The following is a 26,341-nucleotide window of genomic DNA, read 5'->3' on the forward strand; positions in this document are numbered from 1 at the left end:
GGCGGGTCAGGCGTCGGGGGCGAGCTCTGCCGGGACGTCGACCATGCGGGCGCGGATGAACTCGCCCAGGCCTTTGGCCTGCGCGTCGAGCCGGGTGGTCGATGCGACACCGTCACCGAGGAGTCCGACGACGACGAAGTTGAGCGATCGGATGGAGGGCAACTCGTACCGGCGGATCGGGAGATGCGCGGCCTCTGGCAGCAGCTGCCGGAAGCGCTCCACCGTGATCGAGTCCCGCAGCCACGACCACTCGGCGTCAGACTGCACCCACAGCCCGACGTTGGCGTTGCCGCCCTTGTCGCCGGAACGCGCTGACGCGATCCGCCCGAGGGGCAGCGTCACCATCTGCCCACCGGAAGAGGGGAAGGCCTCGTCGTCATCTTTCACCGTCTCCTGGGTGAGCGGTTCGCGCGGGGGATTGGCAACCTCAGGGGGATGGGGGATCAACTGACGGCGACCGTCGCCGTGTACCACGGCGTGCTCCACCAGTTCCTTGGGAACAATCGCCGGCCAGTACACGCCGTACTCGCTCGCCGACGACGGGGGGGTGGTGGTGTGGAAGCCCGCGTACCCGGCGAGGAACAATTCCATCACCGCGTTGGAGAACGCCCGGTCGACCTTGGCGCGGTCGCGGTCTTTGACGGTGACGCGCAGATGGGCGGTGGAATCGGCGGGACCGGTCGGGTCTGGCCTGTCGTAGCGCAGCAGTTGAACGTCGACCTCGTCGAACCGGTCCTTGCCGCCGAGGATCTCGAACAGTTGATCCTCGGCCCAGCGCGCCTTCTCCTCGATGTCCAGGCCGGTGAGGACCAGGGTCATGGTGTTGCGGTAGCCGCCGACGTAGTTCATGGCCACCTTGAGGGTGGGAGGCGGCGGGGTGCCCCGGACACCGGTGACCCGCACCCGGGACGGGCCTTCCTGTGTGATGGATGCGGTGTCGAAGTGCGAGACCACGTCCGGGTTCAGGTATCGGGGATCATCGATCTCGTACAGCACCTGTGCTGTGACCGTGCCCACGGACACCAGGCCGCCGGTGTCGTCGTGCTTGGTGACCACAAAGCTCCCGTCGGAGGCCATCTCCACGATCGGGAACCCCGGGTAACGGCGGTCGGTGACCTCGGCGAGCTGCGAATAGTTGCCGCCGGTCGCCTGAGGGCCGCACTCGATGATGTGACCAGCCAGCACCGCCCCGGCCAACTCGTCAAAGTCGGTTCGGTCCCACCCGTGCCACCAGGCGCTCGCGCCCACGACGAGCGAGGCGTCCGTGACCCGCGGACAAATGACGATGTCCGCGCCTGCGCCGAGGGCCTCCACGATCCCCCACGCACCCAGGTAGGCGTTGGCTGACACAGGAGTGACCCCGGCATCGGTGAAGGGGATCTCCTTGTCCAGGTGGCGGAAGTCGTGCCCCTCGGCCAGCAGGTCGTCGAAGCGGGGCATGAGATCGTCACCCTCGATGTGGGCTACTGAGACGTCCAGTTCCAGCTCGGTGGCGAGCTCGCGGACCGCGTTGGCAAGACCCGAGGGATTGAGACCGCCGGCGTTGACGACGACTTTGATCCCCCTGTTCACACACTCCGTCAGGTTCTCGCGGAGCTGGGTGAGGAACGTCTTGGCATAGCCGGCGGAGGGGTCTTTTTTCCGCGCCTTCCAGAGGATCAACATGGTCAGCTCGGCCAGGTAGTCGCCGGTGATCACATCGACGGGCCCGCCCTCGACCATCTCGCGGAATGCCGCGGCCCGATCTCCGTAGAATCCCGACGCGTTGCCGATGCGTATAGCTCGTGCGGTCATGACTGGTGTCCTCTCGCGGCCGTAGTGTCGGTCGGTTCGTTCAAGGGGGGCCGCCCGGTGCCGGGGGTGCCCGCGTAGGTCTGGGCGATGGTCATCCAGTTCCGGGCGACGTCGCCGGTGATCTCAAGGTCGGTGTCCGCGAGGTTCCGGCGCTGGGTTACCGCCAGCGCGAAGTCCTCGGCGTGCCCGCGAACGGAGTCGGTGGAGTCCTCCGGACCCCACACCCACTGCTCGCCGGAGGGGCCGGCCAGCTCGACCCGCGGGAGTGTTGACGGGATTTCGCGGTGGTGGAGCTGGTGCACGAAGCCGAAAGTGGCCACGCCTAGATGTGCGACGCTGCGTAACTCAGGGCCGGTCGGTTGCACGGTCCCGAGGGTGTCGTGGACGTCACGGCCGTGAGCCCACGTCTCCATGAGCCTGGCGGTGACCGTGGAGGTCACGCTCATGTCGGGGCCGAACCACGGTAGTCGCGCACTGGGGTCGGATCTGCGGGCGACCGAGGCGAGCTCCTCGCGGGCACTCCGGAACCACATCAGGACCTCGTCACCCGGCATCGAGGCGTACTGATGGGCGATGCGGTCCGGAAAGTCCATCCCCCCGGCCATGAGAATTCTGGCTTCGATGCGGAAGCGGGCTGGAAGAAGGATCGACATGGTGGCCAGTTCGTCGAAGTAGGCCAGGTGCGTGAGCTGGTCCCGAACCGACCATCGCTCGGCTGGCGTCGCCAGACCCCAGCAACTCTCGCCCGTCTCCGCTCCCGCTTCCTCGAGCGCGGCGCACAACCCCGCGGTCTGCGCGTCGAGCTGGGCGAGAAGGTCGCTCATGTCGGCGGCCATCTACCGCCCCTTCCACTCGGGACGGCGCTTCTCGGTGAAGGCGAGCATGCCCTCTTGGGCGTCCTCGCTCATGTACACCGGCTCCCAGATCTCCTCGGCGCGGTCGAACGCCTCCGAGAGCGGGTACTCGGTACCGAGCTTCGTGGTGGCCTTACCTGCAGCCACCGAGAGCGGCGCGTTGCGGGCGATCCGCTCCGCAAACGTCTGGGTGGCCTCGCGTAGTTCCCCGGGCTCGACGACCTTGTTGACGAACCCGATCTCGTGGGCCCTCTCGGCGGTGAGCGGATCCCCGGTGAGGACGATCTCCATCGCGATCCGCGTCGGGATCATCCGCGACAGGGGCGCGGCCCACGGGCTCCCGCGGCCGATCTTGACCTCGGAGATCGCGAAGCGCGCATTGGTCGATGCCACGCAGAGATCCAGAGTCTGGGCCAGGAGGAAGCCACCCCCATAGGCGGCTCCGTTGACACACGCGATGGTGGGCTTGTCTACGGTGATGTTCCTGCCGAGTTGCGGGACGTAGTCCACCGGCGGGACGGTGATCGCGGCGCCGGACATCTCCTTGAGATCACCGCCGGCGCAGAACGCCTCGTCACCCTCGCCGGTGAGGACGAGAACCTTCGCTTCGTCGTCCTCATTGAAGCGGCGCAAGCCGCTGAACAGTCCCTCCCGGACCGCCTTGCTCAGACTGTTCCGGGCGTCGGGACGCGCGATGGTCAGCCACGCGACGTTGTTGACCAGCTCGTATCTGACGACGTCGTTCACTCTTGGTCTCCTCCACTGATCACCACGAGCGTCTCGCCCGTGTCCACCTGCGCGCCCAGAGCCACGGGCAGCCGTGACACCGTCCCGGCGGCGGGCGATTTGATCGAATGCTCCATCTTCATGGCTTCGAGCACGATCACGGTCTGACCCTCAGACACCTCATCGCCCTCGGACACCTCCACGCGGACCACGGTCCCCGGCATCGGTGCCAGCAACGATCCGGCCTCGACCGACGCGGACGGGTCCGGGAACGGGTCGACCCGGTCGAAGGTCGAATTGCCGAGCGAGGAACTGACGTGGACAGAATCGCCCGCGTCGATGATGCGGAATCGGCGGCGCACACCGTCGATGACCGCGTCGATGCCCTCGGGGGTCGTGTCGAAGGCCCGGACGGTGACATCCTCGCCGTCGAGACTCATCACGACACCGGAACGGGTGACCGCGTACTGGACGCAGACTTCACGGTCGCCGTCGAGATAGCGAACCTCTTGCCGTCCGCTGCGGACGTTGCGGAAACCGGCTCGAAGGGTGGGTAGTACGACCGCGCTTTCACGGTTCCGCGCGACAGTGGCGAGCGCTGCAGCGCAGGCGTGAGCCGTGGTCGGATCCGCCCCCGCGTCCCCGGCCTCCAGTTCGATGACCGGGTGGCGGTCAAGGAAGGCCGTGTCCGTGAGACCAGCCCTGAAGTCCGACGTGTCCAGGATGCCCACGAGTAGGTCACGGTTGGTGGTCACGCCGAACAGGGTCGATCTGTGCAGAGCGCGGATCAGTCGATCGGCGGCCTCGTCGCGGTCGCGGCCAAAGGCGATGACCTTCGCGAGCATCGGGTCGTAGAAGGTGCTCACGGTGGAACCACTGCTGAATCCGGTGTCCACACGGACCCCGGGCCCCTCCGGGATCTCGAATGAGTGGAGCCGACCCGAGACGGGGACGAACCCGGCCGCAGCGTCCTCCGCGTACAGGCGGACCTCGATGGCGTGGCCGGCGAAGTTCGGCCGGAGAACCTCGTCGGGGAGGGGCTCGCCGGAGGCGACCAGCAGCTGTGCCCGGACCAGGTCGGTGCCGGTGACCAGCTCAGTGACTGGGTGCTCGACCTGGAGACGGGTATTGACCTCCAGGAAGTAGAACCCGCCGTCTTGCGCCATGACGAACTCGACCGTGCCGGCGCCCACGTAGTCGATCGCGCGGCCGGCGGCGATGGCAGCCCGGCCGAGCTCGTCTCGGAGCTTCGGAGAGACGGCCGTAGACGGGGACTCCTCGACGATCTTCTGGTAGCGGCGCTGAATGGAGCATTCGCGTTCGCCGAGGTGGACCACGTTGCCGTGGGTGTCACCGAAGATCTGTACCTCGATGTGCCGGGGGGACTCGATGAACTTCTCGAGGAACACCGTGCCGTTGCCGAACGCGGACTCGGCCTCGCGTCGTGCGCTCCGGACCGCCTCGACGAGCTCGTCGAGGGTGTGGACAATGCGCATTCCCCGGCCGCCACCGCCGAAGGCCGCCTTGACGAGCACCGGGGGACCGATCTCCTCGGCGGCGGACAGGAGTCGCTCAGGCGAGCTGTCCTCGTCGCTGCCGACGACGGTGCCCGGGAGGATGGGCACGCCCGCGCCCTCCATGATCCGCTTCGCCTCGATCTTCGAACCCATGGCGGCGATCGATTCGGGAGAGGGGCCCACAAAGGTGATGCCGGCGTCAGCGCACGCCCGAGCGAAGTCCTCGTTCTCAGAGAGGAACCCATAGCCGGGGTGCACAGCGTCCGCCCCGGTCGCCTTGGCGGCCTCGATGATGAGATCCGCCCGCAGGTAGGTCTCCGCCGGGGTGTTACCGGGTAGGGGAACCGACTCGTCGGCCAGGTTGACGAAGGGCATCGCCTCGTCCGCATCGGAGTAGACCGCCACCGTGGAGATTCCCATCTCGTGGGCGGTACGGAAGATACGGGCAGCGATCTCGCCACGGTTGGCGACGAGCAGCTTTCTGATCCTGGACATCGATCTCACATCCTGAAGACGCCGAAGCCGCGACGGCCTTCGACCTTGTTTGAGTGGGCGGCAGACAGTGCGATGGCGAGGATCTCGCGGGTGTCGCGAGGGTCGATGACGCCGTCGTCATAGATGCGAGCGGAAACGAAGAAGGGATGGGACTCGGCGTCGATCTGCTTCTCGATCTCGGCGGTGCGGATGACGTCGGCTTCCTCATCGAAGTGTCGACCCGCCGAGGCCGCGGACTCGCGGCCGACGATTGACATGACGCCCGCCAGTTGGGCGGCGCCCATAACGGCCAGACGTGCGTTCGCCCAGGTGAACATGAAGCGCGGGCCGTACGCTCGGCCTGACATGCCGTAGTTACCGGCGCCAAACGAACCGCCCATGTTGATGGTGAAGTGCGGCACCGTGCTGTTGGTGACCGCGTTGATCATCTTGGCGCCGTCCTTGATGATCCCGCCCTGTTCATAGCTGGTGCCGACCATGTAGCCGGTGGTGTTCTGCAGGAAGATCAGGGGAGTGTCCGTCTGGTTACACAGGAGGATGAACTCCGTGGCTTTCTGGGCCTCCTCGCTGAACAGCACGCCGCGAGCGTTAGTGAGGATGCCGACGGGATATCCGGCGATCGATGCCCATCCGGTGACCAGGGAGGTGCCGTACCGGGGCTTGTACTCCTCGAACCGCGAGCCGTCGGCGATTCGGGCGATCACCTCCCGTGGATCAAACGGAACTCGCGGGTCACCGGAGGCAACGCCCAGGAGTTCCTCCGGGTCGAACAACGGGGGCTCCGGATCGGCCGCGGGCTTCGGGCCGAGCTTGCTCCAGTTGAGGGTGGAGACGATCTGGCGTCCGAGGCGGATCGCGTCGATCTCGTCGATGGCGAAGTAGTCGCCGACGCCGGAGATCCGGGTGTGCATGTCGGCGCCACCGAGATCTTCACTGCTCGCGACCTCGCCCGTGGCCATCTTGACCAACGGGGGACCACCGAGGAAGACCTTTGCCTGCTGGTCGACAAGCACGGAGTAGTCACACATGCCAGGTACGTACGCGCCGCCGGCAGTGGCGTTGCCAAAAACGAGGGCGACCGTCGGGATGCCCATCGACGACATCTCAGTGAGGTCATGGAAAATCTCGCCTGCGTGCACGAAGAGCTCGGACTGGGTGGGCAGGTCCGCGCCACCACTCTCTACCAGGTAGAGAACAGGAAGCCGGTTGAGCTTGGCGATCTCCAGGGCGCGGAGGTTCTTGCGCAGCGTCAGCGGGTTCATAGTTCCACCCCGGACGGTCGGGTCGTGGGCGATGATCATGCACTCCACGCCCTCGACCACGCCGACACCGGTGACGATCGCGGCGCCCACGGTGAACTGGGTACCCCACGCCGCCAAGGTCGATAGCTCAAGGAAATGCGAATCCGGGTCGAGCAGCTTCTCTATCCGCTCGCGTGCCAGGAGTCGACCGCGGTCGCGGTGGCGCTGAATGTACTTCTCACCCCCGCCGGCGATCGCGATGGCGGATTCCCGCTCGAGCGCGCTCACCGCGGCCGACTGGACCTCCAGATTGGCGGCGAACTCCTCTGAACCCGGGTCCACCGAGGTCTTCAGTACAGGCATTGTCTAGCTACCCTTCGTTACAGATGCAGTCGAGGCCGCTGCAGGCAATTGATAGGCGGTGGTCACTCGAAGTGGTTCAGGTGGGCGTCGCGGACGAGGTTCTTTCGGATCTTCCCCGTGGACGTACGGGGAAGGTCCTCCACGACGATCACGTCCTTCGGGATCTTGTACGGGTCCAAGTGGTCCCTGACGCGCGATTGGATCGTCTCCGCGTCCAGTTCCTGTCCCTGGCGGGGCACCACGAACGCTGTGATCGCCTCGGACCAGCGCTTATGGGGTAGGCCGACCACTGCCACTTCGGCGATCCCGGGCTCCGCGGCGAGGAGGGCCTTCTCCACCTCGAGTGAGGCGACGTTCTCGCCTCCGGTCTTGATGACGTCCTTCCGCCTGTCCGTGAACCACAGGATTCCGTCGTCATCGAAGTATCCGTTGTCGCCGGAGTGAAACCATCCGTGGAGGAAGGCCTCTCGCGTAGCTTCTTCGTCCCCGTGGTAATCGGTCATCACCTGGGGGCTCCGATAGACGATCTCCCCTTCCTCTCCGGCAGGGAGGAGCCCGCCATCGAGATCCATGATCCCGACGCGCGTGGTGACGACTGGCGTCCCGACCGATCCGTGATGCGAGAGCTGGTGCTCGGGATGGAAGATGGTGGTAGCTGGCGACATCTCTGTCTGTCCGAACAGGAGGTAGAAGTCGCAGTCGAACACCTCCAAGCATCGCTCGAGCAGATTCCTGGGCATCGGCGCCATCGCGTACAGGGCTCGGCGGAGGCTGGAGAGATCCCTGTCGTCGATCGACGGGTGATCGAGCATCACGCCGTACATCATCGGCAATCCGAAGATCTGCGTGATGCGCTCGGCCTCGATGAGGTCGAGAAGGGCACCGGCGTCGAAGCCCGGACGGATGTGAATCGCTGCTCCGAGAAGCAATGCGGTGGTGCAGTGGCAGTTCAGCTGGGCTGTGTGCGACATGGGGAGCATCGCGGCGAAGCGGTCGTCCGAACGGAATCGGCCCTCGATGGCCATCGCCATGGATTCCATGTAGACGGCGAGATGGTGGCCGCTGACTCCCTTGGGCGCCGAGGTGGTGCCACTGGTGTAGAGGAGGGTGAGAGTGTCGCGGTCCTCCACCAAACATTCGGGCTCCGTCGAATCCTGCTGGTCGATGAGAGATGCGAAAGCGCGGGGCTCGATGTCACCGTAGGCCTGCGATGGTAACCCGATCACAATGACGTCGGTCATGTGACTCTGACAAGGAAGCGCTGGCGCGACGAGAGCTTCCGACTCCTCGTGAACGATGATCGCCCGGGCGCCGGAGTCTCGGAGGACGTGAGCGACCTCCGGTGCAGTCCAACCGAGGTTGATGGGGACGCAGATCAGACCGGTCTTGGCGCAGGCGAAGTAAGTCTGGAGGAACTCGATGCTGTTCTTGGATGCCAGGGCCACGGAGTCACCCCTGCTGAGCCCGAGCCCCAGCAGCGAGTTCGCGAGGATATTGACCGCGTGGTTGAAATCTGTGTAAGTGAGACGACGGTGTTCGTCGGCGACGGCTAGTGCGTTCGGGAAGCGGTCCGCGCTCCGGGTGAGCATGTCACCGACGTTCACCCGGTGAATGAGGTTGTTCTCGAGTGCGGTGATTGTCATTACTCGTCCTTACTTATTGGGTACGCGAAATGGCGAAATGGCAGAGTCACGCGGTGCGCTGAATCGAGTTCCTGTTGAAGACGTAAAGGAAACTCGGATGCCAACTGCATATTGAGGCGTCGCACCTAGTTGAACGGTAGTGAATGAGCCATGACTAACTGTACGTTAGACATGATGCGAGTCACACGCAAGCCTCTCGGCGGGCGCGGAAGAACGGGGCCGACCTCGCACCCGCCCGGACGCGGTGATCGCAGACAAGGCGTACTCGGCCGGCACGATCCGCCGCCAGCTCCGCATCAGGAGCATCGCGGCCGTCATCCCAGAGGGAGCGACACGATCGCCGCACGAGTACGGGGCTGCCGCGGTGGCCGGACCCCGACGCTCGCCAGCTGACCTCAACAAAGGGCGAACCGTCGCCGAGCGGCCCTTCGCCCCAGCCGAGCAATGGCGAGGTCTGGCAACTCGTTACGGCAAGCTCGCGATCACCTACCGCGCCGCCACCCTGCTCAACCCTGGACTGGGTACGCCTAATGGGCGGCACACCCAAGGTGCTGTGCCGAGGCCCACACCTGCTTGGGTAGGTACGAGTGCCGGAGGGCGACAAATCTAACCCGTAAAGATTCACTAGTGTGAATGCCTGTGCACTATTCCAAACTCTGGGCTGCACCTTTCCTTGGCGATCGGCGGCCAAGGCCTCGAGCGTGGTGGGCGGGATGCTCGCCGGCGCTGACAGCATTGACGATCTAGGAGACTGCTGAACAAGCTGCGATCCTGGCACGCCGGTGTGCGTGAGGGCCGGTTGGCCGTTGCGCGAGGTGCGGGGTTGGAGATTTCTGGGTTCGGCGAGAGGGGCGAGAGGTTCGTGGCGCCCACCGCGGGTTGTTCGAGCCTGTGCTGGGGCGGGAATGCCTGGCCCCGGCCCGCTGGTCAGGCCAGGGCCCAGGTTCCGTTCTGGCTCGTCAGTCCCATCGCGAGTAGCCGGCGCAGATTCAGGGCGGCAACGCGGTGGTGGAGCCAGTTGTTGTTCTTCTCGACCCCGCGGTACGGCACGCGGCGGGCACCTCGGGTCAGCCAGGCGATCGAGCGTTCCACCATCGGTCGGTGCTGGCGGTAGACGGTCTGGAAGTCCTCATCGCCGGAGCGCTGGCGGTGCTGGCGTTGCAGCAGGTGGTGCTCGCCGAGCACGACTTTGCGCCCCGTGGCTGAGGTGGTGCATCGCTGACGCAGCGGGCAGCCACGACACGCCGCCCCGAAGGTGGCATTGCCCTTGGCAGACAGGCCACGGGTGATGTTGCCGGGGCAGGTCAGGGTGCCCGCCACGGCGTCGAAGGTGAAGTCATCCAGGGTGAACCCGCCCTCGACCGCGGGCCGCAGCGGCCACGGCTTGACCAGGGGCAGCCACTGCTTGCCCGCCAGGGTGCGAGGTTGTGCTCCCGTTGCAACAATTCGATCTCCGACGCAAACCGACAGCGATGCCACCCGACGCAGCGGCTACAGCTCAGTTCCAATTGGCAAACGTTGCTGCTCGATTCCAAGCTGCTTCGGAAGCTAACCCCGGACTCTGCATTGGTCAAGAAGGCCGTAGAAACAGCTATCCCGGTACTCGCTTCAGCGACTACGACTGAAAAGCGACGCCGTGCCTTCGATCCAGTCGCACAGGCCGTTTCTGGCGGGCACGTTAACCGCGAGCTGCTTGACAGCCAAAATGTGGTTGGTACGCTAGGTGGCCTACCAACCACATTCCGGATGCGGCGTTCGGGTGATCAACTGTGAACGTCCTTGTATTGCTCGCGCAGCTCCCGCTTGAGAATCTTCCCGGACGGTCCGCGTGGGAAGTCTTCGACGATCACGATTTCTTTTGGCACTTTGAAGCGCGGAAGCGTCTCTTTGCAGTATGCGACGACCTCGTCGGCCGTGAGACTCTCCCCTGGCTTGACCGTCACAGCAACGGTCAACGCTTCCATCCAGTCCGGGTGCGGCACCCCGAATGCGGCCACCTCCGCAACCTTTGGGTGCCCGGAGATCGCATACTCGACACTCGCCGAAGAGATATTCTCCCCGCCGCTTTTGACCATGTCCTTGACCCGGTCGACGAAGAATAGCTCGCCGTCGGCGTTCAAGCGGCCAAGGTCACCAGAGTGCAGCCACCCGCCGGCGAACGCGGCCGCGGTCCTCTCTTCGTCCTTGTAGTAGCCCTTGAACACCGCTGGGCCGCGGAACAGTATCTGGCCGACTTCACCACGCGGCACGTCGTCGTCGTGGGGGTCGACCACCCGAACCTCAAGGTTTTGGCAAGGGCGGCCGACCCATCCCAGATCGCCTTCGCAGATCTCTTCGAGGTTCTTGAACTGTCCAATAGTGCCCGAACAGGACGTTTCGCTCTGGCCGTAGTACGAATTCCATCGCATCGAGGGGCAAACCGCCGACCAGCCGGTGATCATTGATTTAGATATGGTGGCGCCGAATGTCGTAGCGATCCGCATCGATCTGGCCGACTCTTCGATGCCGGGTACCTGCAGCAGTCGGATCCAGAGGGTCGGTGGTAGGACGATGAAACTGACCTGGTGCTTGGCCATCGCGGCCGCCATCTTCACCGGCTCAGGCAGCTCGGGGAGCACCACCGTCTGACCAAGTAGGTGGCACATCATGAGAACTCCGACGCCACCGGTGTAGAAGAGCGGTAGCACGTGCAGAGCGACATCTTCGGGTCGCAGATCCCACGCATGTCCTGAGGTGATCATATTGATGAGGTTGGTGTGCGTCATCAACACGCCCTTGGGTGCAGCCTCGGTGCCGCTGGTGTAGGTGAGGGTTGCCACATCGTCACCGTCGAGGACTACCTCTGGTTCTGCGTCATTCTGTTCGGCCACCATCTGGGCGAGGTCGACCCATCCCTTCGGTGCCTCGCTGCCGGGCGTCCTCCGAATGAATCCCATCGTCAGGTAGTCGACATCGGGCAGGATGGATGTGAACGCGTCGAGCAGGAATTCGTCGACGAACACCACTTGCGCATCGCAATGCTTGACGACGTAGGTGAGGTCGGCTCCGCGCAGGCCGGCACCTGCCGGTGCGACGATCGCACCGATTTTTGCCGCCGCATAGAGCAGGGCTGCGAATTGGGGACCGTTGAGGGCGAAGACCCCCACCTTGTCGCCTTTCGTGACACCGAGGGACGTCAGCGCGTGAGCGGTCCGATTGATCAAAGTGTTGAACTCACGCCAGGAATACTCAGCGGAAGTGCCGTCCATGGACTCCACCAGCAGGGCGGGTTTGTTCGGGTGGTTGAGTGCGTGGCGTCGTATTACGTCTCCGACGGTGGTCCGTCGGAGCATGTTCGAAACGGTCTCACTGGTCATGATCGGCTCCTTACGCCGTGTAGCCGAGCCGGCGGGCGGCAAGGTCATTGAGGACTTCGTTGCTGCCGCCACCGATCCCGAGGATGCGGACGTCGCGGTAGTGGCGCTCGACCTCGGTCTCGCGCATATAGCCCATGCCGCCGAAGATCTGGACCGCCTCGCTGGCCACCCATTCGACGGCCTCGACGGATTGACGCTTGGCGAACAGGGCGTCGATGACCGCCTCATTAGAGTTAGCGTCGACAACCTGTCGCTCGTATGCCTGCCGGGTTATCGCCCACGCCGCGGCAGTACGCCGGGACATGTCGACCAGCTTGTGCTGGATCACCTGCCGGGAGATCAATGGGGCGCCGAACGTTTCACGCTCACGCGCATACTGTGCGGCAAGGTCCACGCACCGCTGCGCTGCCGCACATGCCTGCACGGCGATCCCGAGGCGCTCATTGACGAACTGCATCATGATCATCGCAAAGCCACGGTTCTCCGGGCCGACCAGGTTGCCGACGGGAACGCGGACATCGTCGAAGGACAGTTCGGCCGTGTCCGAGCACAACCACCCCATCTTCTTCAGTGGTGGGGCCACTTCGAAGCCTGGTGTCGACTTGTCGATCACCAGCAGGCTAATGCCACGGTGCCCCGCGCCGCCTGTACGGACCGCGGTGGTCACGAAATCAGCCCGAACGCCCGATGTGATGAATGTCTTGGCGCCGTTGACGATGTAGTGGTCGCCGTCGCGCACGGCTTTGGTCCGAATGTTGGCGACATCGCTGCCACCGCCTGGTTCGGTGACCGCGAGCGAGCCGATCTTTTGGCCGGCGAGGGTGGGTCGCACGTATCGGTCGATCAGGTCGCTATTGCCGGAGGCGATGATGTGTGGGAGCGCGATGCTATGGGTGAGCCAGGAGGCGATCACGCCTGTGGAGGCGCCCGCGCCGATGGTGGCCGCGCTGATGACGGCGGCGTCAACGATGTCGCCCCCGTCCCCACCGACCTCTTCGGGGTAGCCGACCGCGTGCAAGCCGGCCGCTGCGGCCTTCTTGTGCAGTGAGCGCGGTAGCTCACCGGCTTCTTCCCACGCCGCTACATTCGGCGTGATCTCCGCCTTGGTAAAGGCCGCCGCCGCAGCGGCGAGTGCCCGACGCTCGGGCGTTTCCCACATGGTCATTCGTTGTTCTCCCTTGTTCTTGTGCGATGGTCGTGGTTCGGGGGCCGGGCTGGGGGGTCAGTGCTGAGTTCGACGTAGCGGGTCGGTGCCCGGTGGTCCGGCGAATGCCTGGACGATGGTGAGCCAGACTTTGGCGTCGTGCCCTACGGCCTGGACGTTTGCGTCATCGGGGTGCAGTCGCCGAGTTGCCATCAAGGCGAAGTCGTACCCGTCTCCGGTGACTCGCTGTCGGGCATCGGGCGGGCCCCAGGTCCACTGGGCTTCGTCTGGTCCGGTGAGTTCGACTCGGAATTGTTCGCCAGGCGGTTCCATGTCACGCACGAGGTAGGCGTAGTCACGGACGCGCACCCCCATATGCGCCACGTGTCGGGCGCGGCGATCGCGTGGTGCCTCGATGCCCAATGCGGTGCTTACGTCACGGGCGTGGGCCCACGTCTCCATCATTCGAGCCGATGCCATTGAGGTTGAGCTCATTGGCGGCCCGAACCAGGGAACCTTCTCCCCCTCCGGCACCTGAAGAAGCGCATCAGCGAGCGCGGCTCGGCCGCTGCGCCACCGACGGAGAAGCTCATCGGTCGGTTCCGAAGCCCACTGCGCGGCAGCCGCATCGACGAACTTCTCGGGATCGGAAGCTCCTTCCTGCAGCAGTTCGTGGAACCGCTCCCGGTCGGCCACAGCGGCCAGCGAGGTCTCGTCGGTCCACGCCAGGTGGCCGATCTGGTGTCCGACGGTCCACCCTTCGTCCGTGGTGACGATGCGCCAATCGCTGGGCGGCAGGGATCGAACCCAGTCGTCCAACTGCTGGCTCTCGGCCGCCAGGTCGGTCAGAACTGTGGCAAGAAGATTGGTCATGTCGCGAATCCTGGTTCACATGCCTATGAGGGGGGGGGGACGAGGTGCGCTGTGTGATTTGAGATACCCTAGATCGCCTCGCATTGGCAGATTGGCAGATCAACCCACAAGCAGTCAAGCCTGTTTTTATTTTGAACATAAAAATCAGGCTTGACTGCTTGTATGTGGATGGGTCAAGATGCTTCCAATGACCGGTACCCGGATACCTCAGGAGGAGCGCACGCGGCTGATGCGTCAGCGACTCCTCGAAGCCACCATGCAGTGCTTGGTCGATTACGGCTGGAACGGCACCAGCACCACCCTGGTGTCTAAACGAGCAGGCGTGAGCCGTGGCGCCCAGTTGCACCACTTTCCCACCAAAGCCGCATTGGTCACCGCGGCTGTTGAGCATTTGGCCACCCGTCGAAGCGAGCAGCTCGCAGAAGCCGTCACAGCCCTGCCGGCAGGTGATAACCGCACCCGCACGGTGCTGCAGATGCTCGCAGACTATGTCACGAGTGACCTATTTGTCGCTGCTCTCGAGGTGTGGACGGTAGCGCGCACCGATCCCGACCTGCTGGCCGCGGTCGACCCGCTAGAGAAGATGACCGGCCGACTGATGCACCGACTTACGGTGCAGATTCTCGACGTGGACGAGAGCATCCCCGGCAGCCTCGAGCTCGTCCAAGCCACGCTCGACCTCCTTCGCGGACTGGGCCTGGCCAACACGATCACTGATGACCGCACGCGGCGGAGCCGGATCCTCGACCGGTGGGCCGAGGTGCTCGATGAACATCTCCCCCGACGCAACGATGCGTCGCGGTGACCACGACAGGGGACAGACGATGACTATTCGGATCGGCAACTGCAGCGGCTACTACGGTGACCGCCTCGGTGCCATGCGCGAAATGATCGAGGGCGGCGACCTCGATTACCTCACCGGCGACTACCTCGCCGAGCTGACCATGCTGATCCTCGGCAAGGACCAGCTCAAAGATCCCGCGTTGGGTTACGCGCGAACTTTCGTCACTCAAATTGAACAGTCGCTGGCGCTGGCGCTTCAGCGAGGGGTGCGTATCGTCGCGAACGCCGGTGGTCTGAATCCCGCTGGGCTAGCCGACCGCATCCGCGACGTTGCAGACTCGCTTGGCCTATCCGCCAGAGTCGCCTACGTGGACGGGGACAATCTTACGCCGCGTGCCGCAGAACTGGGTTTCGGCGATGTTCTCACCGCCAACGCCTATCTGGGCGCGTTCGGGATCGCCGAAGCCCTTCGCGCCGGCGCCGACATTGTGATCACCGGAAGGGTCACCGATGCATCCCTGGTCGTCGGTCCGGCGATCGCGGCGTACGGCTGGGATCGCACGTCCTACGACGAGATCGCGGGCGCCACCACGGCTGGACACATCATCGAATGCAGCACCCAGGCAACCGGCGGCAACTTCTCGGGTTTCATCGAATTGCCCCGCGATGCGCGCCCCCTCGGGTTTCCGATCGCCGAGGTTGATGCTGATGGCTCGTTCGTGATCACCAAGCACCAAGGAACCGGTGGCATCGTGTCGATCGATACCGTCACCTCCCAACTGGTCTATGAGATCCAGACCACCCACTACCTGAGTCCGGACGTCACCACCGACCTCACGTCGATCCGGCTCACCCAGGACGCAGCCGACCGGGTACGCGTCAGCGGCGTGCGCGGATCAGAACCGCCGGAGACATTGAAGGTCTGTGTGAATGAACACGGAGGGTTCCGCAACCAGATGGAGTTCGTACTCACCGGGCTAAACATCGACGAGAAGGCCGAGTGGGTTCGAACGCTGCTGGATGCCCGACTGGCCGCGGCCCCTCCGCAGTCGGTGACCTGGACTCTGGGATCACGCCCCGAACCCGACGCCGCCACCGAGGAAGCCGCCTCCTGCCTTTTGCGCGTGACGGTGAGGGATCCCGGGATGGCTGCCGTCAGCAAGGCATTCACAGCGGCCACGGTCGAGCTGGCACTGGCATCCTATCCCGGGTTCAACGTGACGACACCGCCGAGTAAACCATCACAGTACGGAATCTACCGGCCGGAGTATGTCGCCAGGAAAGAGGTCCAGGAGAAGGTGCACCTGTGGGACGGGCGGACGATCGAGATCGAGCCCTCGGCCCGTACCGGCGTACCGCCCCGGCCACAATCGGCGGGAGATCCTATTGCTGCGGCAGACTTCTCCGGACCCACACGGGCGGTGCCACTGGGCACGCTAGTGCACGCGCGCAGCGGCGACAAAGGCGGTGACGCCAACGTTGGAGTCTGGATTGGCGGTCCAGATGATGCCCGCCGTGAGAAGCGAGTCTCGTGGCTGCTGACCTTCCTCACCCCGGGCCGTATTCGGAAGTTGCTCCCCGAAGCCGCGGAGCTTCCCGTCGAGGTGTATCCGCTGCCCAATCTGGGCGGGGTGAATGTTCTTGTCCGCGGCATGCTCGGCGACGGCGTCGCTGCCAGTACGCGGTTCGACCCCCAAGCCAAGGCCGTCGGGGAATGGCTGCGATCGCGGGTCGTCGCCGTTCCCGAGGAGTTGTTGTGAAGGCTGCCACCCTGTCGGTTCGTCGCATAAGGAGATTTCGAATGTTCCATCAATCTATCGATCCGTCGCAGGGATCGGCGTCATGACTGCGGCGCAGACTGAGATGGACGCGACCGCAGAGCCCGGCGATCGGTGCGCCGCAATGCTGCAGCGGATCGCCGATCTTGACGCCGAACACGCCAAGTCGGTGGCCGGCGGTGGCGAAAAGTACGTCGCGCGACACCGCGAGAGAAACAAGTTCACAGCCCGCGAACGCATCGAATTGCTGATCGATCCCGGCTCTGCCTTCCTGGAACTCTCCCCCCTGGCCGGTTGGGGTTCGGACTTCACCGTTGGTGCCAGTGTGGTCACCGGCATCGGTGTCGTCAAGGGTGTCGAGTGCGTGATCACCGCCAACGATCCGACGGTGAAGGGCGGTGCCTCGAACCCGTGGACGCTTAAGAAGGTACTCAGGGCGGCAAAAATCGCCGAGAACTCCCTACCGACGATCGCTCTCGTCGAGTCGGGGGGTGGAGACCTGTCTACTCAGAAGGACATCTTCATACCGGGTGGCCAGATGTTCCGGGATATCACCCGGGCCAGTGCCCGCAAGGAGACCTCGATCTCGCTTGTCTTCGGTATCTCCATCGCAGTTGGGGCCTATATTCCGGCGATGAGCGACTACACGGTGATGGTCAAGGAACGCGCCAAAGTGTTTCTCGGCGGCCCACCACTAGTGAAGATGGCGACCGGCGAGGAGTCGGACGACGGATCGCTCGGCGGTGCCGAGATGCATGCTCGCGTGTCTGGGTTGGCCGACTATCTGGCAGTCGACGAACTCGACGCGATCCGGATCGGACGGCGGATCATGGCACGCCTCAATCGTCACCACTCAGCCAAGGGTGTGCCCCAAATCCCTGCGTATGCCGAGCCCGACGAGGATCCCGAAAGCCTGTTCGACCTGATCCCCACTGATCTGAAGGAGCCTTTCGGCCCGCGTGATGTGATCGCACGGGTCGCCGACGGGGCCGGACCGGCCAACGAGGTCGCATTCGACGAGTTCAAGCCCCTCTACGGAGCGCGCATACGTAATGGCCGTTGATCACAGACAGGAGACTCAGCTATGGCTGGACAGCGACCGGACAAAATGGTGCATTACGAGGTATCTAACGGAATTGGGACTATCACGCTTGACTCGCCGCACAATCGCAATGCGCTGAGCAGCCAGTTGATGGCGGAGTTGTTGGACGCGGTCAAGCGAACCAGAGACGACGAGAGCCGGGTCGTGGTGCTGCGCAGCGCGGACCGGGTGTTCTGCTCCGGGGGTGACCTTTCCGCGGCATCCGGTGGAGGTTTGAACAATATGGGAGCCGAGACCCTGGTGGAACTGCTTCGGCTGATCGTGACCCATCCAAAACCGGTGGTCACCCGCCTCGCCGGGCCGGCTCGCGCCGGCGGATTGGGGATCGTTGCGGCAAGCGACATCGCGATCTGTGCCGACGACGTGACATTCGCCTTCACCGAATCGCGACTGGGCTTGACCCCCGCGGTTATCTCGCTGACCGTGTTGCCGCGGATGACCAGCCGCGGGGCATATGACACCTTTCTCACCGGGCGAACCTTCGACGCCGATGAGGCAACCGCGATAGGTCTGATCACGCGAGCGGTGGCGGCTGGCCAGCTCGACGACGAGATCACCCGCGTGTGCTCGGAGCTGCTCGAAGCGCATCCGCAAGGACTCAGAGAGACCAAGACGCTACTCGCGCGTGACATCCTTGCCCGGATAGACGAGCAGGCCGAGGAGATGGCTGGGCTCTCTGCCCGATTGTTTGCCTCAGACGAAGCACGCACGGCGATGAGCGCATTTCTGAACCGCAAGAAGTCGTCGTGATTACCCGGAGAGCGAGTACCACGCCGGGCCCGTCGCAGATAAGCGCGGCTGTAGTACTAGCTAGGGCGTGTCTCCCAAACGGCGTAGCCAGGTGAGGATTGCGCAGAGGGTGACGGCGGCCCGGTAGGTGATCGTGAGTTTGTCATAGCGGGTGGCCAGGGCTCGCCATTGCTTGGCCAGAGCGAAGGAACGCTCAACGACGTTTCGGTCTTTGTAGAGGTCAGCGTCGAGTTTCGGAGGTCTGCCACCGCGGCTGCCTCGGCGTTCGCGGGCGGCGATGGTGTCGCTTTTCTCCGGGATGACAGCGGCGATACCGCGACTGCGGAGCTGTCGGCGAATCGTGCCGGACGAGTACGCCTTATCTGGCTCTTCGCATCTGAGTGTGGGGTCAGGTCCGTAGCCCGCCGGCGATGAGGAGCATCCGCAGGCGGTAGTTGTCGCGGTTGCGGTAGCCGCGGGCCAGGCGCCGGTGGAGTTCGATGAGGCCGTTGATCGCTTCGGTTCCACCATTGTTGGATCGGTCAGTTGAGTATTCGCTGTTCTGAGGGCCAGTCGTATTGGGTCTGGGAGCCGGTAGCTGCTTGACGGTTTGGACGTCGTCGGAGCCACCGTTATTCGCGTTCAGAGCCACCTTCTTAAGCTCCTCCCGCTGGGTGTAACGGGCACCTGGCGGAAGGAGCAGTTCCCAATGGTAAGGAAGATCAAGGCGAAACTCGTCTTGCAGCTGCGGGCCGAGGGCCTGTCGGGGCGGGCGATCGCCGCCTCGCAGCAGATCTCACGCAACAGCGTCGCTGCGGTGCTGGAGGCCGCCGATGCCGCCAAGCTCGGCTGGGACGATGTCGCAGATCTACCGGACGGCGAGGTGTACTCGCTGTTGTTCCCGGGCCGGGGTGAGCACGAGAGCGTGTTCGCCGAACCCGACTGGGCCGAGGTGCATCGGGAGATGGCCCGGGTCGGGGTGACGATGAAGCTTTTGCACGGCGAAGTACACCGACCGGTGCGCGGGCTCGGGGTCCCCGGCGATGGGGTACGACCGGTTCTGTAAGCAGTACCAACAGCATGTACTGGTCGCGGGGCTGGCCTCCCGGGTCGGGCACAAGGCCGGGCAGACCGTCGAGGTGGACTGGTCTGGCCCGACGATGCAGCTGACCGACCCCGTCACTGGCCAGGCGAGGCGGGTGTATCTGTTCGTGGCATGCCTGCCGTTCTCCCGGTACGCCTTCGTCGAACCGACTCTGGACATGAAGCAGGACTCCTGGCTGCGGGCCCACGTGGCGATGTTCGAGTTCTTCGGCGGATCAGTGCCGCGCATCGCGTGCGACAACCTCAAGACCGGCGTGATCACACATCCCCGCGAGGGCGAGATCGTCCTCAATGACGCCTACCGGGAGATGGCCGCTCATTATTCGGCCGCGGTCCTGCCCGGCCGGGTGCGCAAGCCCAAGGACAAGGCGAGCGTGGAGAACACCGTGGCGCACGTGGCCACGTGGATCATCGCCGCCCTCCGTGCGCGGCAGTTCGCGACGCTTCCGGAGCTCAAGTCGGCGATCGCCGACCAGCTTGAGGCGTACAACGCCGAGCCGTTCCAGAAGCGAGCTGGCTCACGGGGCAGCGTGTTCACTTCCGAGGAGAAGGAGCTGCTGCGGCCGCTGCCGGCCACCGGGTACGAGATCAGCCGCTGGTTCTACGGCCGGAAGGTCGGGCGCAACGGGCACGTGTCGTTCGCCCGTAACTACTACTCCGTGCCGTACCCGCACGTGGGCGCCAAGGTCGACCTGAGGATCACCGAGTCGCTGCTCGAGGTGCACCGCGGTCACCAGCGGCTATCGAGCCACGTGCTGTGGCCCGAGACCGTGGTCAACGCCTACCGCACGAACGATGCGGACTTGCCGACCGGGCCGAAATACCGGCAGTGGGACCAAAGCAGAGTCCGTGAATGGGCCGAGCGAGTCGGCCCCTCGGCGCTGGTGGTGACCGATCGGATCTTTGAATCGGTGCCCGTCGCCGAGCAGGGCATCAACCCCGCTCTGGCCGTGCTGCGGTTGACCCGCCGCTATTCGGCCGAGCGGGTCGAGGCCGCGTGTCGGATCGCGTTGGCCGGGCCGATCCGCTCCCCGCGGTACGCCCACCTGCGTCCGATCCTGGAAACCGGGCAGGACAAACCCACACCACCGACCGGCAGGGCCAGCCAGGACCGGCCCGCCCAGGACGCCGGCGGATATGTGCGTGGGGCCGACTACTACGCCGCAGGAGGTGCCCGATGACCCGGCCCGATCCCGAGACCCGCCGCAAGCTACGCGAGATGGGCGCCACCGCGCTGCTGGAGGCGTTCGAGGCCCGCGACGAGACCCTCATGCTGGGAATGGGGTTCGAGGACCAGGTCAAGATCGTCGTCGACGAGGCCCACTCCACGTACACCCACGCCAAGGTCGAGGGGCTGATCCGGCGAGCCGGCCTGCGCTATCCCAACGCCGACCTCAGGCGGCTGGACATGCTCCACGAGCGCGGACTGGACCAGGGCGTGATCGCCCAGCTCGGCGCCTGCTCGTTCATCGACCGGCACCAGAACGTCGTATTCCAGGGCTTCACCGGCTCCGGAAAGTCCTACCTCGGATGCGCCCTGGCCAAACAGGCATGCACCCACCGGATTCGAGCGCACTACATCCGGATGCCGGACCTGGCCGAAGCGTGGGCACTGGCGCAGGACAAGCCGAACGGCAAGACGACGTTCCTGAAGAAGTACGCCGCCTTCACGCTGCTCGTGCTCGACGAATGGCTCCTCGACCCGCCCGACGAGGGCATGCGCAGCATGCTGCTCGAACTCCTCGAGCGCCGCTACGGACACGCCTCGACGGTGTTCTGCACCCAGTACGCGCAGAAGGACTGGCACCAGCGCCTCGGCTCCGCCGTACACGCCGACGCCATCATGGACCGCATCGTCCACAACACCCTCTGGATCGAAACCGGCACCTTCAACATGCGCGAACACACCGCCGTGAACTAACCCCACGGGACCGCGCACGAGAGCCGGTGGCTCCCACCCCATCGGCCACCGGCTCTCAAAGCCAATAACGGTGGCTCCCAACCTCAATATCCAGTGGCTCCCAAACCCTCAAATACTCAGTCAGTGGTCCAGTAGGCGAGGAAGGAGTCCTTCCACTTGCGAAGAGTGCGGCCGAGGCGGGCGATCTCTGGGATCGGGCAGGACGGCAAGGTCGCGAGTATCTTCTCCGCAGCGCTGCGCCCGGCTGGCAGGTCTTTATGGTGGTAGGCCTGTCGGAGTTCGTGGGCGATCTGCCAGGCGAGGAACAGTTCCTCGTGCCGGGGGTCGGCGGCCAATGCGTCATTGAACCGTCGCCACTGCCGCTCGGTCAGCCGTGCCGGGTCGCAGCGGATGATGGTGCGGATCCCGTAGAGCGGGTCGCCTTTACGTCCGCGGTGGCCGCCGATCTGCTGCTGCAACCCGGCAGTGGTGCTCGCTTGCTTCGTTCGCCGACTTGCCTACAATGGGTCACCCATCCCCAGTTCCCCCGCCGCTTTGCGCATGTGAGAGATGGCATGGCCTTCGTCGCGGGGAAGCGTCGCGGCGAGTTCATTGACCCGTCGCCAGCGATCGAGCGTCGATCCGTCGCTACGGCCGGCCGCAGCCAGAGCCGACCACGTGTCCGCGCAGCGCAAGAGCGCAGTTCCGGCCTTCGCCATCTCCGCGGACTCCGTTAACCGGGCCACGTCGCCACAGAACTGTGCCTGCAACCGGCGGAACAGGCCGCCGCCCGTGCCTGCCTTCTCTACAAAGGCGTGGAGAGAACGCAGCGCGATGTCCAGTTCCGGTTCGGGCATGAGCCCCGGCCACCGGTCGACATCCTCGGCGAAGACCGTGACTCCACTGATCCCGGCAGCGGCAACGGCATCCGGCGGTAGCACCGACGCGTCCGGAATAATCGCGGTTGTCGCCGCCTGCATGTTTTCGACCGAGGCCACGAGGGCCGAAGCCGCAGTCTGGCGGAGATCGGGCAGGATCTGGGGCCAGTTCACGAAGTACGTGGTGTGCCTCGTGGGCACGGGGAACGATCGGGACGCGCGCGCCCGCGCAAGAGCCTCGTAGGGGACTTTCTGCATCTCGGCTCGGTCGTTGTCCACCACGAAAGCCGTCTCGGTGTCGTCTTCGTAACCGATCACGACGATGTCGTGCCGACTCATCTGAAGGCGGACATTGAGGTAGGGCAGCTCAGAAATGTCGGCCCACATCAGCACGGGACGGCCTTGCTGGAGTTCGCGGCGGACCCAGCCCCAGCCGGTCTCGGGATCGTCGGTTCCCCGAACGTCGACCTCTGCACCCAGCCTGGCGAGAAGGTCGACCTCGAGGTCGCTGCTACGCCCGACGAAGTAGATGGGAGGGGCGAGACCCGGTGCCCGCAGGTAGGTGAAGCCGAGACCACCGCCCATTCCGAAGACCAGACCTTCGCTCGGCACCTCGTCCCAGCCCAGACCGGCCCACTCCAGGAGGTCTCTCAGCGCTCCGGAACCACAATGCCCTGCCTGACGGTGGGGATAGTCCAGTAGGACTCGTCGCGGCTCTGGATGACGGGTAGGGACCTCGACTGACATGACATCTCCTGAATCGGCGTCGCAGCAATCTGCGCGGTTTCCGGTTGGACGGGCATGCGGTTACGTGACTATACATTCGTTCATGCAGGCATGTACCTACCTCAGCGGTCCATCGAAAGGATCCTTCGTTCCTGCGCCGCCCGCCGAGTGATAGCTCAAGAAATGCGCTGGGCGAGGCAGCCCCGGGCGTCCGCCAGACAATCACCACCGCTCTCCTCCACGAGCCGGCGGCCGGGGGGTTCAGTCTGGGAGATGGCCGCGTGCCGGTCGTCCTGCCCCGGCACGACAACCTCCTCCACTCGACCGCTCCCGGCGCGGTGCCCGGAACGCAGGTAGCAGTCCGCCACGACCGTGATCAGCGCGGACTCGGCCCGCTTGCGGCGCTCGAGCAGCCACTCGGGGAAGTAGCTGCCCAAGCGCAGCTTCGGGACGGCGACATCAACGGTGCCGACCCGCGTATCCAGGGGCCGGTGGCGGTAGCCATTGCGGTGGTTGGTGCGCTGCTCCGAGCGGGCGTTCCACTCGGCGCCGCAGACGGCATCGGCGTCCGCGGACAGCAGGGCGTTGATCATGGTCTGCTGCAGCTCACGCATCAGATCTGGAGACGCCTCTGTGAGGGCTTGGCCAAGCAGGCCTGCCGGGTCGACAATATGGGGTGCGGTCATCGTGATGACTCCTCGAGGATTCTTTGGAAGGTTGACTCGATGGATCACACGGTGGCCGCTCTACATCCGTCAACGACACGGATGTCGGAGACGATCTCGGCCACCGAGTTACACCACTCTAAGGTTCGGAGATGTAGCGCTGGAGGATCGCGTGGACCGCCCGCAGGGTGTCGGTGACCCGTGTCGATCCACCCCGAACTCGGTGGTGGACCATCTGGTCAGTGGCAGATCATGGTCAGCTGGGTGTGAACACGCCAGTGCCTTGACCTCGGCGACCTCGACCGGGGTGAACACCCGCGGTCGCCCCGGTCGGGGCCGATCCTCAAGCCCCTCCAGGCGCTCGAGGCAGAAGCGATGCCGCCAGCGGCGTGCGGTGTCCTCACACACCCCGACCTCGCGGGCGATCGCAGCGTTCGCGTCACCGTCTGCCAGCGGCGAGCACGATCCGGGCCCGCAGCACCTCACGGTGTGGACAACTCGCGGCGTTCGCGCGGCGGGTCAGCTCGTCGCGTTCTTTGTCAGTGAGGATGACGACATCAGCGCTGGTGGGAGACATATTCATTTCTGACGCACCCAGCATCGCCAGCCAAGTCGCCACGCCGGAACAAGCCGAAATTCGAGTGCGAAACCAGTGGCGGTGATGATGGAGACCATGGCGAAGATCCCCGACTCGACCCAGACGTCACTGAGACAAAAGCTCCTGGCTCGCGCTACCGAACGCTGGCCCCAGATCCAGACCCTGCATACCCGCTACCGCGCCGGGTTCGCCTACATCGACGCCACCTTGACCCACGGGGAAGAGTTGAAACTCTGCCGGCTTGGACCGTTCCCGTTCTGGTGGACACTTGAAGATGAGCGTCGAGTTCCCGCGAGATAGAGGGAGCGATTTATGGGATCGACTCGTCGGAGCTTCACCGCCGAGTACAAAGCCAACGCGGTAAGTTTGGTAATCGATGATGGCCGGACGATTGCCGAAGTTGCGCGCAGTATCGGTGTTCACGAGATGACATTGGGGAAATGGGTGAAGAAAGCACGAGACGAGGGTGACGACACTTCTGACCGCCCGTTGAATGAAGACGAGCGGGCAGAGCTCGAGCGTCTCCGGGAGGAAGTGAAGCATGCCCGGATGGAGGTGGAGTTCGCAAAAAAAGTAGCGACCTGGTTCGCGAAAGACCCGCGGTGAAATTCGCCGCTATCGCGGACTGGGCTGATTCCGACTCCTATCCGGTCACATTCATGTGTCACCAACTCGGCGTCTCGACCTCTGGCTATTACAAATGGCGTGGAAAGTCCCGCTCAGCGCGAGACCTCCGGGACGACGAACTGACCACGCTGATCGAGTGCCTCTACAAGCGTCTCAACGGCCGCCCCGGCGTTCGTCGTATGCGCGCGGAGCTCGCCGCCGGCGGTCACCGGGTCTCTCACAAGCGGGTGTGGCGGCTGATGAAAGCAGCAGGCTTGGAGGGTCGCCACCCGAAAGCGTGGAAGCGAACCACCGTCGCTGGCGACGACCCTGTCGCCGCCCCCGACCTCATCGGTCGCGACTTCACCGCGGCAGAGATGAACACCAAGTGGTGCGGCGATATCACTTACGTGCGGACCTGGAACGGCTGGGCGTACTTGGCCACTGTGATCGATCTGCACTCCCGGATGGTCGTCGGATGGGCCGTGGCCGACCACATGCGTACCGAGTTGGTCACCGACGCACTGGAAATGGCCATCGCTCGACGGCGACCGCCCGGAAAAGTCGTATTCCACAGCGACCGCGGAACCCAATACACGTCCACTGAATTCGACAAGTATTGTACGAAGAACAATATTCGGCGATCACTGGGACGCACCGGCATTTGTTTCGATAATGCGGTCGCAGAATCGTTTTTTGCGAGCTACAAGAAGGAGCTCATCCACACGCGTCCATGGCCCACACTCAAAGCGCTCACAAAGAGCACATTCACTTGGATCGAGGAGTACTACAACCGAGCGCGGCGACGTTCAACACTCGGCTACTTGACACCAGCCGAGTTCGAACTAGGATTCAGAGACATCTACGAACTCGCGGCCTAATTCAGGTGGCCACTTTGTCGGGAACACTCCAGCTGCGCTACGCCGGATCAGCCAGCCAATGGGGATTCGCGATCTACCGCGCCAGCCACAACGACTACCAGCAAGCCGCCCTGCCAGGCGGATGGCCCTCAGGCACTCCCGAAGAAGCCCTCGACACCGCCTGCGGCCTCTACCTCGGCGACCCCACCGCCTGGCTCCCAGACCCCCGACGAACTAACGGAGACACCCACTAGTCCTGGGCGCACCAGGGCCCACGGACCTGCAGCTCACCCGTGGCGTGGTCGTCCCACGGCTGCGGCTCCAGGCTGGCGGCGTCGACGATGCGGGCCTCGACCCCGAGGATGGGGATGCCGGCACGGGCTCGCTGTTCGGCCTGGGTGCCGGCGTCCGCGTCGGCGTAACGGCGAGGCAGGACCGAGGAGGAAGCCAACGGGCTGATCTCGGTCATGCCCCAGGCCTGGAGGATCGGCAGTCCGACCTGGTCGCGATAGGCCTCGGAGAGCGCCTGCTGCACCGCCGAGCCGCCGCAGCCGATCCTCCCGGAGCCGGTGGGGACGGCCGGCCAGGTTCTACAACCACGACCGA

23 protein-coding genes and 4 pseudogenes are annotated in these 26,341 nt (G+C 64.6%); 9 read left to right on the top strand and 18 right to left on the bottom strand.

Annotated features, from left to right (window positions below):
- Positions 1 to 6: 6 nt before the first annotated feature.
- The 10 genes and pseudogenes from J1M64_RS11125 to J1M64_RS11175 form a co-directional block, all read right to left on the bottom strand.
- A complete protein-coding gene (locus tag J1M64_RS11125) occupies positions 7 to 1,794 on the bottom strand; it encodes an acyclic terpene utilization AtuA family protein (protein ID WP_119192843.1) in 1,788 nt (595 codons plus the stop codon).
- The gene (locus J1M64_RS11130) at positions 1,791 to 2,630 is read right to left on the bottom strand and encodes a TIGR03084 family metal-binding protein (protein ID WP_119192842.1); all 840 of its coding nucleotides are present in this window, start codon (positions 2,628 to 2,630) and stop codon (positions 1,791 to 1,793) included. The genes J1M64_RS11125 and J1M64_RS11130 overlap by 4 nt, the downstream gene beginning before the upstream one ends.
- Positions 2,631 to 3,395 carry an enoyl-CoA hydratase/isomerase family protein gene (locus J1M64_RS11135; RefSeq protein ID WP_119192841.1) on the bottom strand — a complete coding sequence of 255 codons (765 nt, stop codon included), beginning with the start codon at positions 3,393 to 3,395 and terminating at the stop codon, positions 2,631 to 2,633.
- A complete protein-coding gene (locus J1M64_RS11140; RefSeq protein ID WP_119192840.1) occupies positions 3,392 to 5,386 on the bottom strand; it encodes a biotin carboxylase N-terminal domain-containing protein in 1,995 nt (664 codons plus the stop codon). Before J1M64_RS11140 ends, J1M64_RS11135 begins: the two co-directional genes overlap by 4 nt.
- Before the next feature lie 5 nt (positions 5,387 to 5,391).
- On the bottom strand, positions 5,392 to 6,990 hold the full coding sequence (locus J1M64_RS11145) for an acyl-CoA carboxylase subunit beta (RefSeq protein WP_119192839.1): 1,599 nt from the start codon (positions 6,988 to 6,990) through the stop codon (positions 5,392 to 5,394).
- A 62-nt stretch (positions 6,991 to 7,052) separates the two neighbouring features.
- The gene (locus tag J1M64_RS11150) at positions 7,053 to 8,633 is read right to left on the bottom strand and encodes an AMP-binding protein (protein WP_119192838.1); all 1,581 of its coding nucleotides are present in this window, start codon (positions 8,631 to 8,633) and stop codon (positions 7,053 to 7,055) included.
- A 927-nt stretch (positions 8,634 to 9,560) separates the two neighbouring features.
- A pseudogene (locus J1M64_RS11160) lies at positions 9,561 to 10,022 on the bottom strand (transposase); the annotation flags it as partial.
- Positions 10,023 to 10,396: 374 nt separating this feature from the next.
- Entirely contained in the window at positions 10,397 to 11,989 is a 1,593-nt protein-coding gene (locus J1M64_RS11165) for an AMP-binding protein (RefSeq protein WP_181694409.1), read from the bottom strand.
- A 10-nt stretch (positions 11,990 to 11,999) separates the two neighbouring features.
- On the bottom strand, positions 12,000 to 13,154 hold the full coding sequence (locus J1M64_RS11170) for an acyl-CoA dehydrogenase family protein (protein ID WP_181694410.1): 1,155 nt from the start codon (positions 13,152 to 13,154) through the stop codon (positions 12,000 to 12,002).
- A 57-nt stretch (positions 13,155 to 13,211) separates the two neighbouring features.
- On the bottom strand, positions 13,212 to 14,006 hold the full coding sequence (locus J1M64_RS11175; RefSeq protein WP_119193354.1) for a TIGR03084 family metal-binding protein: 795 nt from the start codon (positions 14,004 to 14,006) through the stop codon (positions 13,212 to 13,214).
- Between the two features lie 187 nt (positions 14,007 to 14,193).
- On the opposite strand from J1M64_RS11175, the gene J1M64_RS11180 reads away from it, so the two are divergent.
- The 4 genes and pseudogenes from J1M64_RS11180 (at position 14,194) to J1M64_RS11195 (ending at position 18,419) form a co-directional block, all read left to right on the top strand.
- On the top strand, positions 14,194 to 14,811 hold the full coding sequence (locus J1M64_RS11180; RefSeq protein ID WP_119193355.1) for a TetR/AcrR family transcriptional regulator: 618 nt from the start codon (positions 14,194 to 14,196) through the stop codon (positions 14,809 to 14,811).
- Positions 14,812 to 14,830: 19 nt separating this feature from the next.
- The gene (locus J1M64_RS11185; protein WP_119193361.1) at positions 14,831 to 16,549 is read left to right on the top strand and encodes an acyclic terpene utilization AtuA family protein; all 1,719 of its coding nucleotides are present in this window, start codon (positions 14,831 to 14,833) and stop codon (positions 16,547 to 16,549) included.
- An 82-nt stretch (positions 16,550 to 16,631) separates the two neighbouring features.
- A pseudogene (locus tag J1M64_RS11190) lies at positions 16,632 to 17,624 on the top strand (carboxyl transferase domain-containing protein); the annotation flags it as partial.
- Between the two features lie 27 nt (positions 17,625 to 17,651).
- Positions 17,652 to 18,419: an enoyl-CoA hydratase-related protein gene (locus J1M64_RS11195; protein ID WP_119193357.1), complete on the top strand. Its 768-nt coding sequence runs from the start codon at positions 17,652 to 17,654 to the stop codon at positions 18,417 to 18,419.
- A 60-nt stretch (positions 18,420 to 18,479) separates the two neighbouring features.
- On the opposite strand, the gene J1M64_RS19880 is transcribed toward J1M64_RS11195, so the two are convergent.
- Positions 18,480 to 18,926 carry a transposase gene (locus J1M64_RS19880; protein WP_119193358.1) on the bottom strand — a complete coding sequence of 149 codons (447 nt, stop codon included), beginning with the start codon at positions 18,924 to 18,926 and terminating at the stop codon, positions 18,480 to 18,482.
- Positions 18,808 to 19,050 carry a transposase gene (locus J1M64_RS19885; RefSeq protein ID WP_241261505.1) on the bottom strand — a complete coding sequence of 81 codons (243 nt, stop codon included), beginning with the start codon at positions 19,048 to 19,050 and terminating at the stop codon, positions 18,808 to 18,810. The genes J1M64_RS19880 and J1M64_RS19885 overlap by 119 nt, the downstream gene beginning before the upstream one ends.
- A gap of 57 nt (positions 19,051 to 19,107) precedes the next feature.
- Between J1M64_RS19885 and istA the strand changes: the two are divergent.
- Together istA and J1M64_RS11210 are read left to right on the top strand one after the other, a co-directional pair.
- Positions 19,108 to 20,683: pseudogene (istA, locus tag J1M64_RS11205) on the top strand (IS21 family transposase).
- Entirely contained in the window at positions 20,680 to 21,423 is a 744-nt protein-coding gene (locus J1M64_RS11210) for an ATP-binding protein (protein WP_119193359.1), read from the top strand. The pseudogene istA and the gene J1M64_RS11210 overlap by 4 nt, the downstream one beginning before the upstream one ends.
- Positions 21,424 to 21,539: 116 nt before the next feature.
- Here J1M64_RS11210 and J1M64_RS11215 read toward each other — a convergent pair whose 3' ends face one another.
- From J1M64_RS11215 to J1M64_RS11235, 5 genes and pseudogenes are all read right to left on the bottom strand, one after another.
- The gene (locus J1M64_RS11215; protein ID WP_241261437.1) at positions 21,540 to 21,881 is read right to left on the bottom strand and encodes a transposase; all 342 of its coding nucleotides are present in this window, start codon (positions 21,879 to 21,881) and stop codon (positions 21,540 to 21,542) included.
- A gap of 39 nt (positions 21,882 to 21,920) precedes the next feature.
- The gene (locus J1M64_RS11220) at positions 21,921 to 23,027 is read right to left on the bottom strand and encodes a BtrH N-terminal domain-containing protein (RefSeq protein ID WP_067478094.1); all 1,107 of its coding nucleotides are present in this window, start codon (positions 23,025 to 23,027) and stop codon (positions 21,921 to 21,923) included.
- A gap of 329 nt (positions 23,028 to 23,356) precedes the next feature.
- Positions 23,357 to 23,692: pseudogene (locus J1M64_RS11225) on the bottom strand (transposase); the annotation flags it as partial.
- A 108-nt stretch (positions 23,693 to 23,800) separates the two neighbouring features.
- The gene (locus tag J1M64_RS20555) at positions 23,801 to 24,157 is read right to left on the bottom strand and encodes a helix-turn-helix domain-containing protein (protein WP_119193562.1); all 357 of its coding nucleotides are present in this window, start codon (positions 24,155 to 24,157) and stop codon (positions 23,801 to 23,803) included.
- The gene (locus tag J1M64_RS11235) at positions 24,111 to 24,254 is read right to left on the bottom strand and encodes a hypothetical protein (protein WP_156776214.1); all 144 of its coding nucleotides are present in this window, start codon (positions 24,252 to 24,254) and stop codon (positions 24,111 to 24,113) included. The genes J1M64_RS20555 and J1M64_RS11235 overlap by 47 nt, the downstream gene beginning before the upstream one ends.
- 90 nt (positions 24,255 to 24,344) lie before the next feature.
- Here J1M64_RS11235 and J1M64_RS11240 point away from each other — a divergent pair, with 90 nt between their 5' ends.
- From J1M64_RS11240 to J1M64_RS11250, 3 genes are read left to right on the top strand one after another with little or no spacing between them, the layout of a single operon-like run.
- Positions 24,345 to 24,569 carry a hypothetical protein gene (locus J1M64_RS11240; protein WP_206474211.1) on the top strand — a complete coding sequence of 75 codons (225 nt, stop codon included), beginning with the start codon at positions 24,345 to 24,347 and terminating at the stop codon, positions 24,567 to 24,569.
- A gap of 12 nt (positions 24,570 to 24,581) precedes the next feature.
- Entirely contained in the window at positions 24,582 to 24,875 is a 294-nt protein-coding gene (locus tag J1M64_RS11245; protein ID WP_206474212.1) for a transposase, read from the top strand.
- On the top strand, positions 24,872 to 25,756 hold the full coding sequence (locus J1M64_RS11250) for an IS3 family transposase (RefSeq protein WP_206474213.1): 885 nt from the start codon (positions 24,872 to 24,874) through the stop codon (positions 25,754 to 25,756). The genes J1M64_RS11245 and J1M64_RS11250 overlap by 4 nt, the downstream gene beginning before the upstream one ends.
- A gap of 229 nt (positions 25,757 to 25,985) precedes the next feature.
- On the opposite strand, the gene J1M64_RS11255 is transcribed toward J1M64_RS11250, so the two are convergent.
- Positions 25,986 to 26,291: an AMP-binding protein gene (locus J1M64_RS11255; RefSeq protein ID WP_307872433.1), complete on the bottom strand. Its 306-nt coding sequence runs from the start codon at positions 26,289 to 26,291 to the stop codon at positions 25,986 to 25,988.
- Positions 26,292 to 26,341: the final 50 nt, after the last annotated feature.

This window comes from Dietzia sp. KRD202 (assembly GCF_017168155.1).
GTDB classification, from domain to species: Bacteria; Actinomycetota; Actinomycetes; order Mycobacteriales; family Mycobacteriaceae; genus Dietzia; species Dietzia kunjamensis.